Genomic DNA, 19,477 nt, shown 5'->3' with positions numbered 1-19,477 from the left:
TCAATATCATCTGTATCCTTTATTATAAGCAAACTTATTTGACCATTCATAGGCTTTCAGTAAAAAGAGAAAAGAAAAAGCCGCCAGAAGGCGGCTTTTATTGCTGATAAAAACGGAGCAAATTCCCATTGATCACTTTGTCTGATAAGGAAAGCTCTTTATTGGCTTTTTCGATATAAGGCTGACACACCTCATCCTGTTCAACAGGTTCTTTTGTTTTTTGATCATAGCAGGTGTTCTTTGTATAGAGATAATCATCTGTAATAAAGTTCCCGTTTCTCAAAACAGCAAAAGGCGTCCGTTCGTTTGAAAATAAATCATTGCCAAATTGAATGGCATCCTTCGTTTCAATACCGAGTAAGTGCAGGAGTGTCGGCTTCACGTCGATTTGCCCAGCTGTTTCAGAGATTGTCTGCGGTGCTTGATCTGTGACTCCCGGAATGTAAATCAAAAAGGGAACCCGCTGCAATTTCACAGCATCAAACGGTGTGATCTCATCTTTTTTGAGCAGCTCTGCCATTGCCTGATGATGTGCCTCGGAGATTCCATAGTGATCTCCCATGAGAACAAACATTGTATTGTCATACAGTCCTTCTTCTTTCATACGGTCAAAAAAGGTCTTAATGGCTTCATCCTGATAGCGGACGGTCGTCACATAGCGGTTTAAAATGGCGCTGGACGAATCATATTCATCAATCAATTGATCCTTTGGATCGATTTCAAATGGAAAGTGATTGGTCAAAGTAATGAACGTGCTGTAATAAGGCGCCTTCAACTTTTTTAAATAATCAATGGATTGGTCAAAGAAGTCGATATCCTTTAAGCCCCAGCCAGTTGAATTCTGTTCATTGACCTGATACGAATCGACATCATAAAAGCGGTCAATCCCAAACGCTTCATACATCACATCACGATTCCAAAACGTTTTATTATTCGCATGAAATTGGACGGATTGATAGTTCTCTTTTTTCAACTGCTTGTATAACGTGTCGTATTCGTTGTCACTAGCTGTGAAAAAGACAGCGCCGCTGCTAGATGGATAGAGGGAATTTGCGACAATAAACTCTGAATCCGACGTCTTTCCTTGCTCAGTCTGCTGATAAAATTCATCAAAATAAAAACTCTTTTTAGCGAGTTGATTTAAAAAGGGGGTGATGTATTGTCCATTCACCTTTTGATCAACGACAAATTGCTGGGTTGATTCGAGTGAAATGAACACAACGTTCTTGCCTTTAGCAAGTCCAAAATACTCTTCGTTTGGTGCACTGTAATCAGCTTTTGTGTAGTTTGCTACGGTTGAAAGTGTATCTTCATCTGCAAAGGCTTTTTGTCCAATACGCGCTGTTTGGGCAGCGCCGTCATACAGGTGGAACTGGAACAGCCCAAGGTTTCGAACAATCACTTCTCGATCATAAGAGCTTGTCAGAAAGCGAGGGTGATCCAGCATGGCTGAACTGACATGAAACAATAGAAAGCTGCAGCACACGGCATAATATGTTTTGATCGTCTTGAAGGAGGCTTTTGGCGCTAAAGGTTTGCGCTTTAACAGCCAAGCCAGCACCACGAAATCAATGAGCATCAGCAAGAACAGCGGGTGGAATAATTCCGTCATACTGCTGCCCATATCTCCCATGTTTTTCGCTTGGAATAATACAGGGATCGTAATGAAATCAATATAAAATCCATAAAAAATCGTATTCGATATGAGAATCGCCGTCAAAATCAAATTTGCGGTCAATAAAAAAACCTTTTGCTTCGTTTCATTTAAAAAAAGAGCAATCCCAAACAAGGGGAGCAAAAAGCTAAGTGGATTGATCAAAAGCAGCCATTCATGAAACAGATTGGCTGTTCGTATGTGAAATCCGAATTGATAAATGATGTATGTTTTCATCCACATGAAGAGGATGGAGTACACTAAAAACCAGTGATCTTTGAAAAACGCTTTCATTTATGTAGCTCCTCACCATTCTGTATTCAGCTGCAAGGCAAAAACACTTATCTTAAACCTACTAAAAAAATGAGGAATGATCAATTCATATCCTGTGTTTTTCGGAAATCTCTTTTTGATTCATTAGAATGGGATGGATATGCTGCAGATAACAGCGATGTAATAGCAGGTAACGACGGTAAGAGCAGCCAGTACGACTTGTTCTCCTGCGCTGCCTGTTTTGACATAGAAGGGAAGACGCACTTTAATGGAAGCTGGAAATAAAAATTTAATCCCGTTCACTGTTCCTGCATCCAGGATGAGATGGCTTGCCATCCCGACTAGTAAACCGATACTTAGGCTGTCATTTGGAATGTATGTGGTCGCTAGAAAATAAATGATCAGCAAAAATAATAAACTGTGTGTAAACGTGCGATGACCGAACACACTGCTGATCAGTGCCGAGAGCAGCGGGAATTTTCTGCCGATTTTACTTTTTGTATGGCAAAGGTCAGGGATCAGGGCACCTGCTGATCCAGCGGCAGCCATTATCACTGGGTCGAATCCATAATAGTAGGCAACGGCTGTGGAGGCGGCAATTCCGCCCATGATGTGTGTTTTTCCTGTCATGATGCGTACTCCTGTTCTATCTTTAGTTCAAGTACTCACTATATCAAGGGTGGATTCATTCAGCAAGGCTTATTTCTAAAGAAAAAGAGGCCAAAAGGGTTGGCTGAATGGAAAAACATTCTATAATAAGGGGGAAGTCATGTTGATACTAACGATAAGGATGCGATTCGGATGGGTAATGCAGACATTTTAAAAGAAATTGTTCTTGTACATTATGAAGTCAGCCGTAAATTAAACCGCAAGTTACTTGAGTTAGAGAAAGACATCACGCCGCCGCAGATATATGCTCTTTCTATTTTGATACAAGGCAAAGTATCACATGCCGAAGAGCTGAAGCAAAGACTCTCATTAAACCCAGGTGCAGCCTCTATTGCGCTCAATAAATTATGTGAGCAGGGTTATATTCAGAGAGAACGGGACAAGGACGATTCATCACTTGTTCGTTTAGAAGTCACGGAAAAAGGGATGGCGATTTATGAAAAGCATACACGTCTTTTCGGAAAAGTGATTCAGCATATGATGTCAGACTTCACAAAGGAAGATTTAAAAACCTTTCTGTCGTACTTGCAAAAAATGAGACAGACCTTTCATGATGATTGAGCCTCTTCCCTTGAATAAGTCTGAGCGCTGTAGCACAAATTAAACAGGCAATCGCATTTTATGAAAAGGGAGGAAACAGCGATGTCATTTTTCCAAAAGGATAAAAAGGCGAAAAGTGAGAAAGACCATCAGCAGGTAGATCAGCTGTTAGAGGAAGCAAGTAAAGAGCTAGCAGGCGACCCGCTTCAGGAAGCTGTACAAAAGAAGAAAAACAACCAACAATAAGCAGGTAAAGGGCAGAGAAACACTTCTCTGCCTTTTTTCTATGTTTTTCCCTTTGACAGATGTGAGAATGTTTGATAACCTTCGTGTAGTAAAAATGAATAGAAATCCTCACGCTATGTCTCAGTGAGGTAGAGGTTGCGCGGATGATGAGTCACTCATAGGAGAGATGGAATCGTAGATCATGAGAAAAAAGGCATCAGCGCCGAAGTGTAAAGAGAGCTCCAACTTTCTTTATGCTGGGTCTGCATTGAATAAATGCAGGACTGCCACGTCTTTAAAGCGTGGAGGGCTATCCGGAGATCAAGGTGTATGTTTTGAAAAGCATGGACTTTTGTTCAGGCTTTTTTTTATGTTCTGAGTAACAAAAATAAGGGTATGCTGTTAAAAAGGTAATCCATGATGAACATAAAGAATGCAAGTCATTGCTTCACAAATATATCAATGAAGATACTGCCGGGTCTGGTCCAAAGTGAATAAAACGGAGGTACGGAAATGGAACAGACAAAAAAATGGGGTTTTTGGTTATTGACGGCCTTTGTCGTCGGAAATATGGTAGGTTCAGGCATCTTTATGCTGCCAAGTACGCTTGCCCAGCACGCCAGTCCTTTAGGTGTGACGATGGCATGGCTTGTCACAGGCGGCGGTGTGCTGATGATTGCGCTTGTATTTGGGCATTTGTCCATTCATAAGCCGCAGCTGACGGCTGGACCACAAAGTTATGCAAGGGCGCTTTTTAAAGATCCGAAAAAAGGGAAAGCGGCCGGTTTTACAATGGTTTGGGGATATTGGGTGGCAAGCTGGATTAGTAATGTCGCGATTATTACAAGCCTTGCTGGTTATTTAACGACTTTTTTCCCTATTCTCACCGTGAAGACTGAGGTTTTTACCTTTGGAAAAGAAGCGGTCACACTTGGCCAGCTCATGACGTTTATCGTATGTACTCTTCTTCTATGGGGAACACATACCATTTTAATCACAAGCTTAAGTGCTGCGAGTAAATTGAATTTTATTACGACCTTTTCGAAGGTGCTTGGATTTGTCCTTTTTATTGTTGCGGGATTATTTGCTTTTCAAACGGCATTATTTGAACATTATTACTTCCCGGTTGAAACAGGCGGGGAAGGAGTGCTCGGACTTGGAGGCCAAATTCATCATGCGGCTATTTCCACACTATGGGCATTTATTGGGATTGAATCAGCTGTCATTTTATCAGGAAGAGCATCCTCACAGCGTGATGTGAAACGTGCGACGATTACAGGTCTTTTAATCGCACTTTCGATCTACATGATTATCACATTGATTACAATGGGCGTTCTGCCGCATGATCAATTGCAAGGCTCTGACAAACCATTCGTGGATGTGCTTCAGCTTATTATTGGGCCGGCTGGCGGAATTGTCATGGCACTGCTGGCGATTATTTGTTTGTTTGGTTCGATGCTTGGCTGGATTTTACTTGGTTCAGAAGTACCGTATCAAGCAGCAAAGGCTGGTGATTTTCCAGCAGTATTTGCAAAAACAAACAAAAAAGGAAGCCCTGCTTTCGCTTTGACTGTTACAAATATTATGTCACAGCTGTTTATCTTCTCTGTGATGTCACGTACGATTAATGAAGCTTTTACCTTTTTAACCACATCAGCGACACTTGCGTATCTTATTCCGTATATTGTGTCTTCCATCTACAGCTTTAAGGTCATCATGCAAGGTGACACATATGAGCTTCAAAAAGGAAATCGAACAAGAGACGGCATCATTGCACTTGTTGCGATGGGGTATTCGGCTTGGGTCATTATTTCAGGAACAGCCGACTTGAAAACTTTTGGTCTTGGAATCGGTCTATTCTTAGTGGGTATTTTGCTTTATCCACTTATGTCAAAAGGATTTGCCAAAGAAACGGTATAAGATAAGGAAGACGTTTCTCCATCTCTGGAGAAACGTTCAGCGTGTAGACAAACCCTCGCATTCGTTGTCAGGTCTGCGCTCCGGTGCTCACGAATGTTCAATTCGCTCCGCTCCGGTACTCGTCCTTCCTAGACTGCAAAGGTTTTCTATCACGCTGAAAAGAAGACAAAGGGCTAAAATCAAGATCATTTTATCCCTTTGTCAATAATTTGGACGTTTCTCCATCTCTGGAGAAACGTTTTTTTATGATGCAGATGTCAATCGGTCCACAATGAACTCTAGCTGACCTTCTAGTGACACTGGGTCATTAAAGAAGTAACCGACTGGATCTATTTCAAATACACGTTTATTTTTGACGGCAGGAAGTGATGACCAAATGCTGCTTTGATAGACTTGGTCACCATTACTTTTTGAGCCGCTCCATGGACCTGTGAAAATATAGTCGCCTGCGAATTCTGGCAGCTTCTCAAGAGAAATGTTTGCATAGCCGACACCGCTGTCGATCGCTTCTTTTTTGACGACTTTCGGTGCTTTTAATTTCAGCTCGTCATAAATGATTTCTCCCCCGCGGCCAAAGGTGTTTCCAAAGATATAAATACCTTTATCAAATGGCGATACGATCGAAACCGTTTTGCTGCCGACAGCTTTTGTTACCTTTGGTTTCACCTCAGCAATTTTAGTATCCCATTTCGTGATCCATTCTGTTGCTTTTTTTGGTGTACCTGTCATTTTACCGAATTCTTTTAGCTGGTCTTTGAAGGAATATTGGTTGTATTTAACCGCTACAGTTGGGGCGATTTTTTTGTATTGATCAAACTTCTCGTCTTCTCCCCATGCAATAATTATATCTGGCTTCAAAGCGGCTACCTTTTCGACTGATGGGGTCCTTCCGAGATTCTTCACTCCATCTGTTTTCCCTTTATAAAAAGGGTTTTTAAAGATGGGTGATGTCGTAGCAACCGGCGTCTTGCCGAGTGTGACGAGGTCCCCGTAATAGCTTTCTGCAAGAAGCACTATTCGCTTCGGATTTTTCGGAAGCTTCACTTCTCCTTTGGCATCCTGATATGTGATCATGTCATTCTTTTTCGCTGCAGATTGTTTATTTGAAGTGCTGCCGCAAGCGGCTGTAAAGATCATAAGGATGGATAAAGAAATCAAAAGAAATCCAGTTCGTTTTTTCACAAAAATTCTCTCCTATTCACTTTCCCTTGATAATGATTCTCATTTTCAATTTTATCGTACCATGATAGGAATAAAAATGCATCGGCTAATTTAGAACCAAAAGAAAAATGATGAAATTCTCACAGTTTTTTGCGGAAAATAAAGAAATTTATCAGAACAGTGATTTCAAAAAGAAAAGAAAGTGATATACTAGACTTCGAGATTGATAATCATTATCACTAATAGAGAATAGACATGAACGGAAAGGAAGAGACTGGTTTTGGGCTCACAATCGAATAAACAGCTGCCAGCCAGCGATGATACGATCGATATTGTCACGAAGCCTTTTGGAACAGCAGCTGTTATCATCATAGGAATGATCGCTTTAGCATTTGGTCTTTTTTTATCAGTATCATTAGGAGCAGCAAACATTCATCTACAGACTGTATGGGAAGCCGTTTTTCATTTTGATCCACATCAAACTTCACATCAAATCATTCGGGAATTGAGGCTGCCGCGTACAGTTGGAGCTGCTCTCGTCGGTGCCTTTTTAGCCGTATCAGGTGCCATTATGCAAGGAATGACGAGAAATGCGCTTGCGTCACCTGAGATTATGGGTGTGACAAATGGTTCCGCATTTGCGATTGCCATTGCACTAGCATTTTTCCCTGGCCAATCTTCTTTTACATTAATTCTTTGGTCATTTGTTGGAGCCGCACTCGGTGCCTCTATTGTATTTGGTGTTGGTACTATGTCAAAAGGGGGGCTGACTCCTGTAAAGCTCGCACTAGCTGGTACAGCGGTTGGAGCACTTTTGAGCTCCATCTCCTCAGCCATTGCCATCCGTTTTGACGTCGCTCAAGATATGAGCTTTTGGTATGCTGGCGGAGTGGCAGGTGTGAATTGGAGTAACATTCATATCATCATTCCAGTTGCCATTGCAGGACTAATCATTGCAATGATCCTTGCTCGTTCGATCACGGTTTTAAGCTTAGGTGAAGAACTGGCGAAAGGGCTTGGACAGTATACGAAAACGGTCAAGGTGCTTGGTATATTGGTTGTTATTCTTTTAACGGGTGCTGCCGTGTCGGTAGCAGGCTCTATTGGTTTTATTGGGCTTGTGATCCCTCATGTCACTCGGTTCTTGGTCGGAGTGGACTATCGCTGGATTATCCCATGCTCCGCTATCTTAGGGGCCACATTGTTAATTTATGCAGACATTGCTGCAAGACTGGTCAACGCTCCGTTTGAAACGCCAGTCGGTGCCATTACAGCGATTATAGGCGTTCCTTTCTTCTTATACTTAGCTAGACGTGAAAGGAGCGGGATTTAAATGGAAATGGTGCAGCAAGCAAAGAAAAAGAAATATCAACGAACGATGCTCATGATTTTTTTCGCGATCGTAGCTGTGTTTCTCATTAGTTTAAATACCGGAGAAATTCGGATCTCTCCGATGGATACATTGAAAACACTTTTTGGATTCGGAAGTGAAATGGATGAACTCGTATTATTCGAGTTCAGGCTTCCAAGAATGGTCATCGCTTTACTTGTCGGCGCTTCTATCGCTGTATCAGGAGCGATTTGGCAAGGTGTTTCTCAAAATGGTTTAGCTGACCCAGGTATTCTTGGTGTCAATGCCGGTGCAGGCTTTGCCGTTGTGCTATTTATCTTTGCATTTCAAGGCACGATGACAAATTTAGGTGATCTTACAATTTTTATACTGCCGCTTTTCGCGTTCGTAGGTGCAGGCTTTGCTGCATTTCTCATCTATGTGTTAGCGTGGAAAAAAGGCATCACACCTGTTCGATTGATTTTAACTGGTATTGGTGTGAATGCTGCGTTTTCAGCAGCAATTGTGGTCATCCAGTTGAAAATGAGCCCAAATGATTTTAACCAAGCTATCGTGTGGTTATCTGGAAGCATTTATGGCTCGAGCTGGACGTATGTCCTATCTGTTCTGCCATGGATGCTGATTTTCCTTATATTAGCGCTTGTCAGATCACGCTACTTAAACATTATGAATTTAGGTGATCAGCTGTCCTATGGATTGGGCATTTCTGTTCATAAAGAAAGAAGTCTTCTCATGCTGATTGCCGTTGCATTAGCAGGTGCGAGTGTTGCTGTTGCAGGAAGTATCTCTTTCCTAGGATTAGCCGCACCGCACTTGGCTAGAAAGCTTGTTGGGCCAAAGCATCAAGGAATGATACCGGCCTCCGCGCTGATTGGCGCGCTGTTATTATTACTGGCAGATACAATTGGCCGCGTCATCCTTGCACCATCAGAAGTGCCAGTTGGCCTTGTCGTTTCTGCTTTAGGCGCACCTTACTTCATTTACTTATTGATGAAATCGAACTAATGAGGAAGGAGAGACAACATATGAAATCGCTCGAAACAGAAAAGCTTTGTATCGGTTATCAAGACCGTTTGATTGTAGAAGATTTGAATGTCAGCATCCCAAAAGGCAAGGTGACAACACTGATTGGACCGAATGGCTGCGGGAAATCAACCATTTTAAAAACGATGTCTCGTATTATGAAGTCCAATCAAGGAGCTGTTTACTTAAATGGCAAGGCTATCCATGAGACGCCGACAAAAGAAATTTCAAAACAAATGGCGATCTTACCGCAAACGCCCGAAGCACCAAGTGGATTGACAGTGTATGAGCTCGTGTCATATGGACGTTTCCCGCATCAAAATGGGTTTGGCCGTTTATCAAATGAAGATAAACGAATCATTAGGTGGGCACTTGAGGAAACGGGAATGATTGCTTTTCATGATCGGCCAATTGAAGCACTTTCCGGCGGACAGCGTCAGCGTGTATGGATTGCGATGGCACTTGCCCAGGAAACAGAGCTGCTCCTATTAGATGAACCTACGACGTATTTAGACCTTGCACATCAGCTCGAGATTCTTCAGCTGTTAGAACGCTTAAATAGAGAGCAGGGCCGAACTGTGTTGATGGTCATCCATGATTTGAATCATGCGGCTCGTTTTTCACATTACATGATTGCCCTCAATCAAGGGAAAGTCATAAAAGATGGTACGCCTCATGAGGTCATGACCAAAGAGGTACTCAGTCGGGTATTCCATATTGATGCAGAAATTGTGCTTGATCCTAGAACGAATAAGCCGATCTGTTTAACCTATGACTTAATGAATCATGAACGAAAGCTAGAAGCTGTGAATGGATAATAGATGTAAAGGAACCCGGTGCAGCTGCCGGGTTTTTTTGCATGTTTGAAACTTCCTCGTGCTGCCATTTTCTCCAGTTGATATTTTTTCGCTTTTATGCGGAAAAGAGGTACTTTTTTACTTTAGACAATGGTAATATACGGTTAGAGATCATAGCTAGAAAGGAAAGAGATGCGTGGAAACAGCAAAAATATTGATTGCAGATGACGAAGAAGCAATTGTGAAAATGGTTGAACGCGTATTAAAAAAAGAAGGATTCAAGCATATTTATAAAGCCTACCATGCAGATGAAGCATTAGATATTGTCAAAAACGAGGACATCCACCTCTTACTTCTAGATGTAATGATGCCCGGTAAGTCTGGTTTTGACGTTCTGCCTGAAATCAGAAAGTTAACGAAAGTGCCTATTTTCTATTTAACTGCAAGAACGTCTGATGTCGATAAACTGACGGGCTTTGCACAGGGGGCAGATGATTACATCACAAAGCCATTTAACCCGCTTGAGCTAGTGGCTAGAATTAAGGCTCACCTAAACCGAACATATATCTCCTTACAGGAGGAGCAAGAAGACACTCAAAGCCAATATCATTATGCCCATTTCTCCTATCATCCTCATGCAGCCGAATTGAAAGTAAGAGGAGAGGTGACGGCATGTTCTGCTCAGCTTCTTTCTTTGCTGAAGTACTTTTGTGACCATCCGAATGTGGTTCTCTCAAAAGATCAAATCTATGAGAAAGTATGGGGCGTCCCATCATATGGTGATAACAACACTGTCATGGTTCATATTCGAAAGCTGAGAGAAAAGATTGAATTAGATCCGAGTCAGCCAGAATATATTGTGACGATCCGTGGTATGGGATATAAATTTATACCGCACCCTGCAAAGGTCCTTCAATAATTTATGAATTTACGAGCAAAACTTTTCTTTCACTTTGTCGGACAAATGTTTATTGTGATTGCCATTCTGACGATCGGCAATACGTTCTCTGAGAACTTATATTTAAATAAATACTATGAGAACATGACCGAAACTGGTTTAACAAAAGCTGATGGAGATACACTCATGAGCTGGCTTTATTTTAACGAGGATGGAAAAATGGAAGCCGACGATCAGCTCAAGCAAGCAGTGGAAAAAAGAGACGGCTGGCTGCAAGTGATTGATTCAAAGAAGAATACCGTTTATAGCTATCACCGCCCTAAATCAATTCCAACGTCTTATCAAAAGGATGAAATGATCAAGATCTTTGAAAAAAGAGAATTTAAAGATTACAAGATGTACTTCTGGCCAATTGAGATTGATCAAGAAAGTTTTACTGTGTTATATGGGTTCAAAACGAACAGCACAAAGGTAGCCAATTATCTGAAACAGCACGAGAAAAATTTGGCTGCATTATCTCAATATTCGGTTGAAACGAAAGAATTCTTGAAGAGAATGAATGGATCGGTTCATTTGTTCAATGAAGAAGGAAAATATTTAAAAGGCATTCGGGCCAACACTAGTTTGAAACATAACGTAACAGATGTTGAATTGCTCAAGTATCAATCGAAGCCTTGGGAGTTTAGAAGTGACCTCACTTATATGAAGGTGAATAAAAACCTGTATATCATCGTCTCGGTACCAAATAAAGTATACAGCCCAGACGAGCTTTACGATAAAGAGAGAGACGCTTTAAATCAATATACAACCATCTTAATTGCAGGTCTTGCACTCACTATTATTATTGTCATGACATTGTGGTATTCGTATCGTTATGGGCTGCCAATTTATCACATTATTCGCTGGCTGATTTTCTTATCAAAAAATAAATTGCAGGAACCAACAAATAGAAAGGGAATTCCAGTCAGTAAAAATAAAAAAGGCCGTATTAAGCGGGAATACCGATTATTTGAGGATATCCTAAAAACAATGGATCAGCTCACGCTTACATTAAAAGAGAATGAAGCAAACCGAAGAAAAATTCAAACCACAAGGGAAGAATGGATTGCAGGATTGTCTCATGATTTGAAAACGCCTCTAAGTACGATTTACGGCTATGGACTCATGCTTGAATCCGATCAATATCAATGGTCCAAAGAAGAAGTCATGGAAATGGGACAGGTGATTCGTGAGAAATCAGAATACATGTCGACACTGATTGAGGATTTAAACCTCACGTACCGATTGAAGAATGGTGCCCTGCCTATTAATCGGAAACCGGTTGAACTCAGTGAATTTTTAACTTCCATTATGGACGAGTTTTCAAGAAGCTCTTCATCTGAGGATTATCCATGCTCCTTTGAAGATCAAACAGATGGTGTCATATTTGAGATCGATAAAGCATGGTTCAGACGAGTGATTGAGAACCTGCTGGCGAATGCAGTGAAGCATAACGAAAAAGGCACCCATATTACAGCTGTTTTATCTGAAACAGAGGAAGAAGTTCGGATCGAAATGAAAGACAATGGCCGCGGAATGGCACAGGAAACGGTGGATCACCTATTTAACCGCTATTACAGAGGGACAAATACAAATGATCCAACGAACGGAACAGGTCTCGGGCTTGCGATAGCAAAAGAGCTCGTCTTGCTGCATGACGGTGATATTCAAATTGAAAGTGAACTAGGCACTGGAACAACTATTGCGATTATCCTAAAAAAATCATCACCTGTAAAATAGCCAAAAAACGATTTTCTTTTCTAAAGGAGATCGTTTTTTCCTGTTTTAGGATTGAAATCAATTTTGTAAACGATTACAATAAAATTGTTAACGTGAACAAATTATTTTTATCTATAAGAGAAATGGGGGAGTTTGATGAAAGCCTTTTTAGATGAACAGTTTTTACTCAACAGTCAGACGGCGGAAAAGCTATACCATGAGTTTGCTAAGGACCTTCCAATTATAGATTACCATTGTCATTTAAGCCCCAAAGAAATCTATGAAAATAAAACCTTCCATAATATCACCGAAGCATGGCTTTACGGAGATCATTACAAATGGCGTGCCATGAGAGCTAATGGCATACCCGAATCGCACGTCACAGGGGATGCCTCAGACTATGAGAAATTTCTGGCGTGGGCGAAGACCGTTCCCATGACCATTGGAAACCCGCTCTATCACTGGACTCATTTAGAGCTGAGACGATATTTTGGAGTTGAAGAACTTTTAAACGAAAAAACCGCACACATCATCTGGCAAAAAGTAAATGAAAAGCTGCAAGGAGAGGGTTTTGGTGCAAGAGACTTCATTGTGAAATCGAACGTTGAAACAGTCGTGACAACAGATGATCCAGTCTACTCGCTTTGCTATCATCAAAAACTGCGGGAAGAAGGATTCACTGTGCAAGTACTGCCCGGATTTCGGCCTGATAAGGCACTTGATATAACGAATCACCTATTTACAGCGTATGTTCACGAACTGGCAGAGGCTTCATCTACTCCAATCCAATCCTACCAAGACTTTTTGAAAGCACTCCGTACAAGAATTGATTTTTTCCATGAACAAGGCTGCCTGATCTCAGATCATGCCATTAACGAAATGACGTTTGAAGAAACGACGGAAGAAGAAGTGGAAGCCATCTTTTATAAAAAAATGTCGGGGCATTCATTGACGGAAAAAGAGAAGATCAAATTTAAAACACAAACATTCATAAAGCTAGGTCAGGCTTACTATGAGCGGGGCTGGGCGATGCAGCTTCATATCAATGCGCTTAGGAACAACAATACGAAAATGTTTGAGCGGCTTGGGCCAGATACAGGGTATGATGCGATGAATGATGAAGACATTGCCAAGCCGCTTTGCAGAATATTGGACCGTTTAGAACAAGAACAGGCACTGCCAAAAACCATTCTTTATTCCTTGAATCCTAGGGATCATGTTGTGATTTCCACATTGGCTGGAAGCTTTCAAGACGGGACGACACCTGGGAAGATCCAGCACGGCACAGCTTGGTGGTTTAATGATACGAAACAAGGGATGACAGAACAGATGATGGCTCTATCCAGTATTGGGCTGATCAGCCGTTTCATTGGGATGCTGACAGATTCACGAAGCTTTTTGTCGTATACAAGGCATGAATATTTTCGAAGACTGCTTTGCGATATCATTGGAGATTGGGTAGAAAAAGGAGAAGCCCCTTATGATCTTGAGCTGTTAGGGGGAATCGTGAAAGGAATCAGCTATGAAAATGCCAGACAGTATTTCCAATTTGACCGGGCAAATCAGCTCAAGCACCAACCAAACAAAATGACATGAAGAAAATGAAAACGGTTTTATGATAAGATGGTAAAAAATCATAAAAGGCGGAATAGCATGACAGTCACAATTAAAGACATAGCAAAATTGGCAAACGTCTCTCATACCACGGTATCAAGGGCTTTGAATAACAGTCCTTTTATTAAAGAGAAGACAAAACAAAAGATTTTGTCGATTGCAAAACAGCTGAATTATTCACCGAATGTCCATGCGAGAGGCCTAGTATCACAAAAATCATTTACAATCGGTCTGTTTTTTACGAGTTTAACAGAAGGCACATCTTCAAGCTTCTTTGTGGATGCGTTAAAAGGTGTCAACAGCGTCATGACAGAGTATTATAATCTCTTTGTAAGAGGAATTGACGACTTTCACGATTACACAACCATTCATAAACAACGCTACGATGGCATTTTGCTCATGAGTCAAAGCGAACACGATGAAGCATTTATCCATCATGTGAAGAAACAGGGCATTCCCATCATTGTGCTGAATCGCCGTGTAGAAAGTCATGAGGTCATGAATATATTAGCAGATGATAGTCAAGGAGCTTACCAGGCTGCACACCATTTCATTCAGCAAGGTCATGAACAAATCGCCATCATTGAAGGGAAAGAAGGCTTTAAATCAACTCAAGAAAGAAAAGCTGGTTTCCTGCAAGCGTTAATTGATCACCAAATACCTATGAAGAAAGAATATATGATGAAAGGCGACTATCATATGAAAAGCGGCTATGAATCAATGGAATCGCTGCTGGCCCTTGATGATCCGCCAACAGCGCTCTTTTGCTCAAACGATGACATGGCGATTGGTGCAATGAATGCATTATTTGCAAAAGGCAAAACGTGTCCAGGTGATATTTCTATTATTGGTTTTGATGATATTGCCTTTTCATCCTATACCACACCTGCATTGACAACGGTGAAAAAACCGATTGAAAAAATGTGTGCACTTGGAGCAGAAGCTATCCTTTCAGTGATAAACGGTGAAGAGCAAGAAGAAGATCATATGGAAAAAGTGTATGTCCACACAGAGCTGATGATCAGAGATTCAGTCAAAAAGGTGCAGTAATCTGCACCTTCTTAGAAAAATGTTCACGTGTGCATAATACTTGGAGAGGGGAATCCATTTGAAACGATTATCAAAAGCCATATACCCGGCACCTGAGTATCCGGAAACGATTTTGCAGATTGGTGAAGGAAATTTTATGCGAGGATTTATCAATTGGCACATCCAGAAGCTGAACGACTGCACAGATTTTAAAGGAAGAGCGGTTGTTGTTCCTCCTCGAAAAGGATCGGTAGCAGCCTTAAATGAACAAGATGGCCTGTATACATTATGTATTCAGGGATATCATGACCAGCAAGAAATGAATGAACGTATGATCATTCAATCGATTAGCAGAGGAATTAGTACGTATACGGATTACGAGGAATTTTTACACGTAGCGGAAAACCCGGATCTCCGCTTTGTTTTCTCAAACACGACAGAGGCAGGACTTGTGCTCAGAAAGGAGGATCGTTTGGAGGATCGGCCGCAAGCCAGTTTTCCAGGAAAGCTGACAGCGTTCTTGTATCACAGGTTTAAAGCATTTGCTGGAGATGAGCAGAAAGGACTGATCATTCTGCCTTGTGAATTGGTTGAACAAAATGGTGATCGATTGAAGGAATATGTGATCAGTATGGCAGCTGAGTGGGAACTGCCGCCTGCGTTTTTTACATGGATTAAGGAAGCCAACACGTTTTGTAATACGCTTGTGGACCGGATTGTCCCTGGATTCTCTAAGAAAGCGGCTGACATCGTACGAAAGGAAGAAGGGTATATCGACGAATTGCTTGTCACGGCAGAATATTATCATCTTTTTGTCATTGAAGCGCCCGCTTTTGTGAAAAAGGAGCTCCCCTTTCAAGAAGCAGGATTAAATGTACTTTTTGTAGAGGATATTGCGCCTTATCGTATGAGCAAGGTACGAATTTTAAATGGTGCACATACGGCGATGGTGCCGATTGCCTATTCATGCGGTTTAGAAACTGTAAAGGAAGCTGTGGATGATGAGCATGTTGGTCCGTTCATCCGGCGTATGCTGAAGGAGGAAGTATTGCCAGGGCTTGAACTCCCTGAAGATGAGCTTCTTCTTTATACACAATCCGTTTGGGATCGTTTTTGCAATCCATTTGTAAAGCATCAATTGCTGGATATTGCGCTGAATGGGGTATCCAAATTCCGAACCCGTAATCTTCCGTCATTGCTTGATTATGTCGAGCGAAAGAAACAGCTGCCAATGAAACTTGTGTTTTCACTTAGCAGTCTCATTTATTTCTACAGAGCACATGTAGGAAGGGTAAAGGATGATGAAACTGTGCTAACGCTCATGAAGGAAGCATGGGACGAGGAAAACCATTCTAATGAAGGAGTTGCAGCGAAAATTCTTTCATGCGAGTCATTATGGGGCAGAGATTTAACAGATATAAATGGATTGAGTCAAGCTGTAGCTGATCAGCTTACCCTCATACAGACGCATGGGATGAGAGCAGCTGTTCATCGAATGATGCTTCATCAATATGAAAGTCAGGGGGAGAAAGCATGAAAGACTTTATTGTCATCCACCCTTCAGATAATGTCGGTATTGCTTTAAAAGGACTTGAGCAAGGGGAGGAGCTGCAGCATCATGGACATACGATTATCTTAAAAGAGACCGTCGCCAAAGGTCATAAGTTTGCATTGGCTGAAATCAAGCAAAGAGAGAATATTATCAAATATGGCTATCCCATTGGTCATGCAGTGACTGCCATTTCTGCTGGAGAATGGGTGCATACGCATAATATCAAAACCAATCTATCTGGCAAGCTGGAATACGAATACCAGCCTTCATTATCAGAAAACCCCTATGAAAAAACGAATCTTACATTTAAAGGGTATAAACGAAAAAATGGCGGAAGCGGAATCCGCAATGAGCTTTGGGTTGTTCCTACCGTTGGATGCGTGAATGGCATCGCCGATCAAATGATCCAAATATTCACCGCTGAAATGGGTGGAAACATCCATCCTTTTGAAACAGCCCTTGTATTAAAGCACAATTATGGCTGCTCACAGCTTGGGGACGATCATGAAAATACCAAAACCATTTTACAAAATGCGGTGAAGCACCCTAACGCTGGAGGAGTACTCGTTCTTGGACTTGGCTGTGAAAACAATGACATTGAGGATTTTCAGTCCACATTAGGTGAATATGACCGTACGAGAGTGAAATTTTTAAGAAGCCAAGAAGTAGGAGATGAGATAGAAACGGGAGTCGCTTTACTCAAGGAAATTTATGATGCGGCGAAAGAAGATCATCGTGAAGACATTCCGTTATCTGAGCTGAAAATTGGCTTGAAGTGCGGAGGATCAGATGGATTCTCTGGTATTACCGCAAATCCGCTTTTAGGCAGACTGTCCGATTTTCTTGTTGCTCAAGGCGGCACGACAGTGTTAACAGAAGTGCCAGAAATGTTTGGTGCTGAAAAGATTTTAATGGAGAGAGCGGAATCAGAAAAGACTTTCGACAATATTGTGCAAATGATCAATGACTTTAAACAATACTTCATGGATCATCGACAGCCGGTATATGAAAATCCTTCCCCGGGAAATAAAGCAGGTGGAATTTCGACATTAGAGGATAAATCTCTTGGCTGTACACAAAAAGCAGGTACTTCTGATATTAAAGATGTATTGAAATATGGAGAGCTGCTGAAACAAAAGGGATTGAACCTATTAAGTGCACCTGGTAATGATTTGGTTGCTTCATCTGCACTTGCTGCTTCTGGCTGTCAAATGGTGCTTTTTACAACAGGCAGGGGGACACCCTTTGGTACGTTTGTGCCAACAATGAAAATCTCGACCAACACAGCCTTATATGAAACAAAAAAGCACTGGATTGACTTTAATGCCGGAGAACTGCTTGAAGATGTACCGGAAGATGTTGTATTAGAAAAATTCATTTCAACTGTCATTGATGTGGCGAGCGGGAAGCTGTTAAATCATGAAAAAAACAATTTTAGAGAGCTGGCTATTTTCAAAACAGGTGTCACACTTTAAGGCGATTGGGGGATGAGAAAGTGTCTAAAAAACGGGATTTGATGTATATCACAGCAGGAACGGTACTAACTGGAGTCGGAATTGCTCGTTTAGCAAAGCAAGTGAAGAAAAATAAGAAAGTAAACGGAATTGATCAAGTGCTAAAGCAGATAAAAGCACCGCAGTTCCAAGATCGTGAATTGAATGTGGTGCATTATGGAGCAGATGCGGAAGGGCAAGAGCTTTCTACAAATGCCATTCAGTCTGCCATTGATGATGCCCACCGGTTGAAAGGGGGACGGGTGCTGATCCCAGCAGGGACATTTTTGACAGGTGCTTTAGAATTGAAAAGCAATGTAGAACTTCATCTGCATGAGAAAGCCTATGTGACATTCAGCCAAGACCCAAAGGATTACTTGCCTCTTGTACTGACAAGATATGAAGGGGTTGAACTTTATAATTATTCACCTCTCATTTATGCACACCATGCAGAAAACATCGCTATAACTGGAGCCGGAACCCTTGATGGCAGAGGGAATGAGCATCATTGGTGGCCCTGGAAGTATGGGACAAATGGCCAGCCCTCTCAGGATCGGGATCGCCAGCTTTTGTTTGAAATGGCGGAAAAGAGAATACCGGTAGAAGAAAGGGTATTTGGAGAAGGTCATTATTTAAGGTCGAGCTTTATTCAGCCATACCAATGTCAGCATGTGCTAATCGAAGGAGTGACAGTGAAGGATTCACCGATGTGGCAAATTCATCCTGTGTTAAGTGATAACGTCATCGTCCGCGGCGTTAAAATCATTGGGCATGGACCAAACACAGATGGTGTCAATCCGGAATCTTGCCGGAATGTGCTCATTGAAGATTGTTATTTTGATAACGGAGATGATTGTATTGCCATCAAATCGGGCAGAAACGAGGATGGACGGAGAATAGGGATTCCATCTGAAAACATTGTCATTCGTAGAAATGAGATGCGGGATGGACACGGCGGTGTGACGATCGGGAGCGAAATCTCTGGCGGAGTAAGGCATGTTTATGCAGAAGATAATGTCATGGACAGTCCTAACCTTGACCGGGCACTGCGTATTAAAACCAACTCTGTCAGAGGCGGCACCATTGAACATATTTATTTTAAAAACAATACAGTCAAAAGTCTAAAGCATGAAGTGGTCTGTATCGACATGATGTATGAGGAAGGAGATGCTGGTCCGCATCGTCCTGTTGTACGTCATATTGAAGTGGAAGGACTCAAAAGCAGCGGCGGACGATATGGTGTGAAAATAGCCGCATACGCACATTCTCCTGTGACTCACTTTAAAATGAAAGATTGTGTCATAGATGATGTGGCGTATCCATTATCTTTAGAGCATGCCGTTTCTCCTGCTTTTCAGAAAGTCGTCATCAATGGAGAACAAATTAATTCATTGAAGAGTGAAAAACAGTCTTTTTAGAGGCTGTTTTTTTGTTTTATGAACAGAAAAGACGCTTTTAGAAATCACATATACAACCTATCTGCACTGTAGTATAATATTCCCGAAATTAGAAAAGAATTG

At 41.6% G+C, this 19,477-nt stretch carries 16 protein-coding genes and 1 riboswitch; of the genes, 13 read left to right on the top strand and 3 right to left on the bottom strand.

Features of this window, described 5'->3' with window-relative positions; genetic code table 11:
- Nucleotides 1–97: 97 nt before the first annotated feature.
- Both MHB66_RS15645 and MHB66_RS15640 read right to left on the bottom strand, forming a co-directional pair.
- Nucleotides 98–1,948, bottom strand: coding sequence for an LTA synthase family protein (locus tag MHB66_RS15645; protein WP_046313203.1), 1,851 nt, complete (start codon nucleotides 1,946–1,948; stop codon nucleotides 98–100).
- Nucleotides 1,949–2,071: 123 nt separating this feature from the next.
- Entirely contained in the window at nucleotides 2,072–2,557 is a 486-nt protein-coding gene (locus MHB66_RS15640; RefSeq protein ID WP_342490559.1) for a metal-dependent hydrolase, read from the bottom strand.
- Between the two features lie 171 nt (nucleotides 2,558–2,728).
- Between MHB66_RS15640 and MHB66_RS15635 the strand changes: the two genes are divergently transcribed.
- The 3 genes from MHB66_RS15635 (at nucleotide 2,729) to MHB66_RS15625 (ending at nucleotide 5,281) form a co-directional block, all read left to right on the top strand.
- Nucleotides 2,729–3,157 (top strand): MarR family transcriptional regulator, encoded by a 429-nt coding sequence (locus tag MHB66_RS15635; RefSeq protein ID WP_034280901.1) that lies wholly within the window; start codon nucleotides 2,729–2,731, stop codon nucleotides 3,155–3,157.
- 81 nt (nucleotides 3,158–3,238) lie between these two features.
- A complete protein-coding gene (gene sspJ, locus MHB66_RS15630; protein WP_034280900.1) occupies nucleotides 3,239–3,382 on the top strand; it encodes a small acid-soluble spore protein SspJ in 144 nt (47 codons plus the stop codon).
- Between the two features lie 121 nt (nucleotides 3,383–3,503).
- Nucleotides 3,504–3,682: riboswitch (Lysine riboswitch) on the top strand.
- A gap of 192 nt (nucleotides 3,683–3,874) precedes the next feature.
- The gene (locus tag MHB66_RS15625) at nucleotides 3,875–5,281 is read left to right on the top strand and encodes an amino acid permease (protein WP_041107769.1); all 1,407 of its coding nucleotides are present in this window, start codon (nucleotides 3,875–3,877) and stop codon (nucleotides 5,279–5,281) included.
- 243 nt (nucleotides 5,282–5,524) lie between these two features.
- Here MHB66_RS15625 and MHB66_RS15620 read toward each other — a convergent pair whose 3' ends face one another.
- The gene (locus MHB66_RS15620) at nucleotides 5,525–6,463 is read right to left on the bottom strand and encodes an iron-hydroxamate ABC transporter substrate-binding protein (RefSeq protein WP_046313205.1); all 939 of its coding nucleotides are present in this window, start codon (nucleotides 6,461–6,463) and stop codon (nucleotides 5,525–5,527) included.
- A gap of 259 nt (nucleotides 6,464–6,722) precedes the next feature.
- Here MHB66_RS15620 and MHB66_RS15615 point away from each other — a divergent pair, with 259 nt between their 5' ends.
- From MHB66_RS15615 to MHB66_RS15570, 10 genes are all read left to right on the top strand, one after another.
- The gene (locus MHB66_RS15615; RefSeq protein WP_024423451.1) at nucleotides 6,723–7,775 is read left to right on the top strand and encodes an iron ABC transporter permease; all 1,053 of its coding nucleotides are present in this window, start codon (nucleotides 6,723–6,725) and stop codon (nucleotides 7,773–7,775) included.
- Nucleotides 7,776–8,798, top strand: coding sequence for an iron ABC transporter permease (locus tag MHB66_RS15610; RefSeq protein ID WP_034280896.1), 1,023 nt, complete (start codon nucleotides 7,776–7,778; stop codon nucleotides 8,796–8,798).
- 20 nt (nucleotides 8,799–8,818) lie between these two features.
- A complete protein-coding gene (locus MHB66_RS15605; RefSeq protein ID WP_046313207.1) occupies nucleotides 8,819–9,634 on the top strand; it encodes an ABC transporter ATP-binding protein in 816 nt (271 codons plus the stop codon).
- Nucleotides 9,635–9,809: 175 nt separating this feature from the next.
- Nucleotides 9,810–10,532, top strand: coding sequence for a response regulator transcription factor (locus tag MHB66_RS15600; RefSeq protein ID WP_024423448.1), 723 nt, complete (start codon nucleotides 9,810–9,812; stop codon nucleotides 10,530–10,532).
- Nucleotides 10,533–10,535: 3 nt separating this feature from the next.
- The gene (locus tag MHB66_RS15595; RefSeq protein WP_342490558.1) at nucleotides 10,536–12,290 is read left to right on the top strand and encodes a HAMP domain-containing sensor histidine kinase; all 1,755 of its coding nucleotides are present in this window, start codon (nucleotides 10,536–10,538) and stop codon (nucleotides 12,288–12,290) included.
- 135 nt (nucleotides 12,291–12,425) lie between these two features.
- A complete protein-coding gene (gene uxaC, locus MHB66_RS15590; RefSeq protein ID WP_046313209.1) occupies nucleotides 12,426–13,865 on the top strand; it encodes a glucuronate isomerase in 1,440 nt (479 codons plus the stop codon).
- Nucleotides 13,866–13,922: 57 nt separating this feature from the next.
- The gene (locus tag MHB66_RS15585) at nucleotides 13,923–14,933 is read left to right on the top strand and encodes a LacI family DNA-binding transcriptional regulator (protein WP_034280892.1); all 1,011 of its coding nucleotides are present in this window, start codon (nucleotides 13,923–13,925) and stop codon (nucleotides 14,931–14,933) included.
- 58 nt (nucleotides 14,934–14,991) lie between these two features.
- Complete coding sequence (locus tag MHB66_RS15580; protein WP_046313211.1) at nucleotides 14,992–16,449, top strand: tagaturonate reductase; 1,458 nt, start codon at nucleotides 14,992–14,994, stop codon at nucleotides 16,447–16,449.
- Nucleotides 16,446–17,939, top strand: coding sequence for an altronate dehydratase family protein (locus MHB66_RS15575; protein ID WP_046313214.1), 1,494 nt, complete (start codon nucleotides 16,446–16,448; stop codon nucleotides 17,937–17,939). Before MHB66_RS15580 ends, MHB66_RS15575 begins: the two co-directional genes overlap by 4 nt.
- Before the next feature lie 20 nt (nucleotides 17,940–17,959).
- A complete protein-coding gene (locus MHB66_RS15570; RefSeq protein WP_046313216.1) occupies nucleotides 17,960–19,375 on the top strand; it encodes a glycoside hydrolase family 28 protein in 1,416 nt (471 codons plus the stop codon).
- Nucleotides 19,376–19,477 lie beyond the last annotated feature (102 nt).

The organism is Bacillus sp. FSL L8-0167, assembly GCF_038630295.1.
Taxonomy (GTDB): Bacteria; Bacillota; Bacilli; order Bacillales; family Bacillaceae; genus Bacillus; species Bacillus safensis.
Note: the sequence above shows the minus strand (reverse complement) of the source record. Positions and strands in the feature narration are given on the sequence as shown.

Excerpts from the sequence above, each read along its gene's own strand:
- MHB66_RS15635 (WP_034280901.1), top strand. The coding sequence starts at position 2,729 with ATGGGTAATGCAGACATTTTAAAAGAAATTGTTCTTGTACATTATGAA.
- MHB66_RS15585 (WP_034280892.1), top strand. The coding sequence starts at position 13,923 with ATGACAGTCACAATTAAAGACATAGCAAAATTGGCAAACGTCTCTCAT.
- MHB66_RS15595 (WP_342490558.1), top strand. The coding sequence starts at position 10,536 with ATGAATTTACGAGCAAAACTTTTCTTTCACTTTGTCGGACAAATGTTT.
- MHB66_RS15605 (WP_046313207.1), top strand. The coding sequence starts at position 8,819 with ATGAAATCGCTCGAAACAGAAAAGCTTTGTATCGGTTATCAAGACCGT.
- uxaC (WP_046313209.1), top strand. The coding sequence starts at position 12,426 with ATGAAAGCCTTTTTAGATGAACAGTTTTTACTCAACAGTCAGACGGCG.
- MHB66_RS15575 (WP_046313214.1), top strand. The coding sequence starts at position 16,446 with ATGAAAGACTTTATTGTCATCCACCCTTCAGATAATGTCGGTATTGCT.
- MHB66_RS15640 (WP_342490559.1), bottom strand. The coding sequence starts at position 2,557 with ATGACAGGAAAAACACACATCATGGGCGGAATTGCCGCCTCCACAGCC.
- MHB66_RS15645 (WP_046313203.1), bottom strand. The coding sequence starts at position 1,948 with ATGAAAGCGTTTTTCAAAGATCACTGGTTTTTAGTGTACTCCATCCTC.
- MHB66_RS15625 (WP_041107769.1), top strand. The coding sequence starts at position 3,875 with ATGGAACAGACAAAAAAATGGGGTTTTTGGTTATTGACGGCCTTTGTC.
- sspJ (WP_034280900.1), top strand. The coding sequence starts at position 3,239 with ATGTCATTTTTCCAAAAGGATAAAAAGGCGAAAAGTGAGAAAGACCAT.
- MHB66_RS15610 (WP_034280896.1), top strand. The coding sequence starts at position 7,776 with ATGGAAATGGTGCAGCAAGCAAAGAAAAAGAAATATCAACGAACGATG.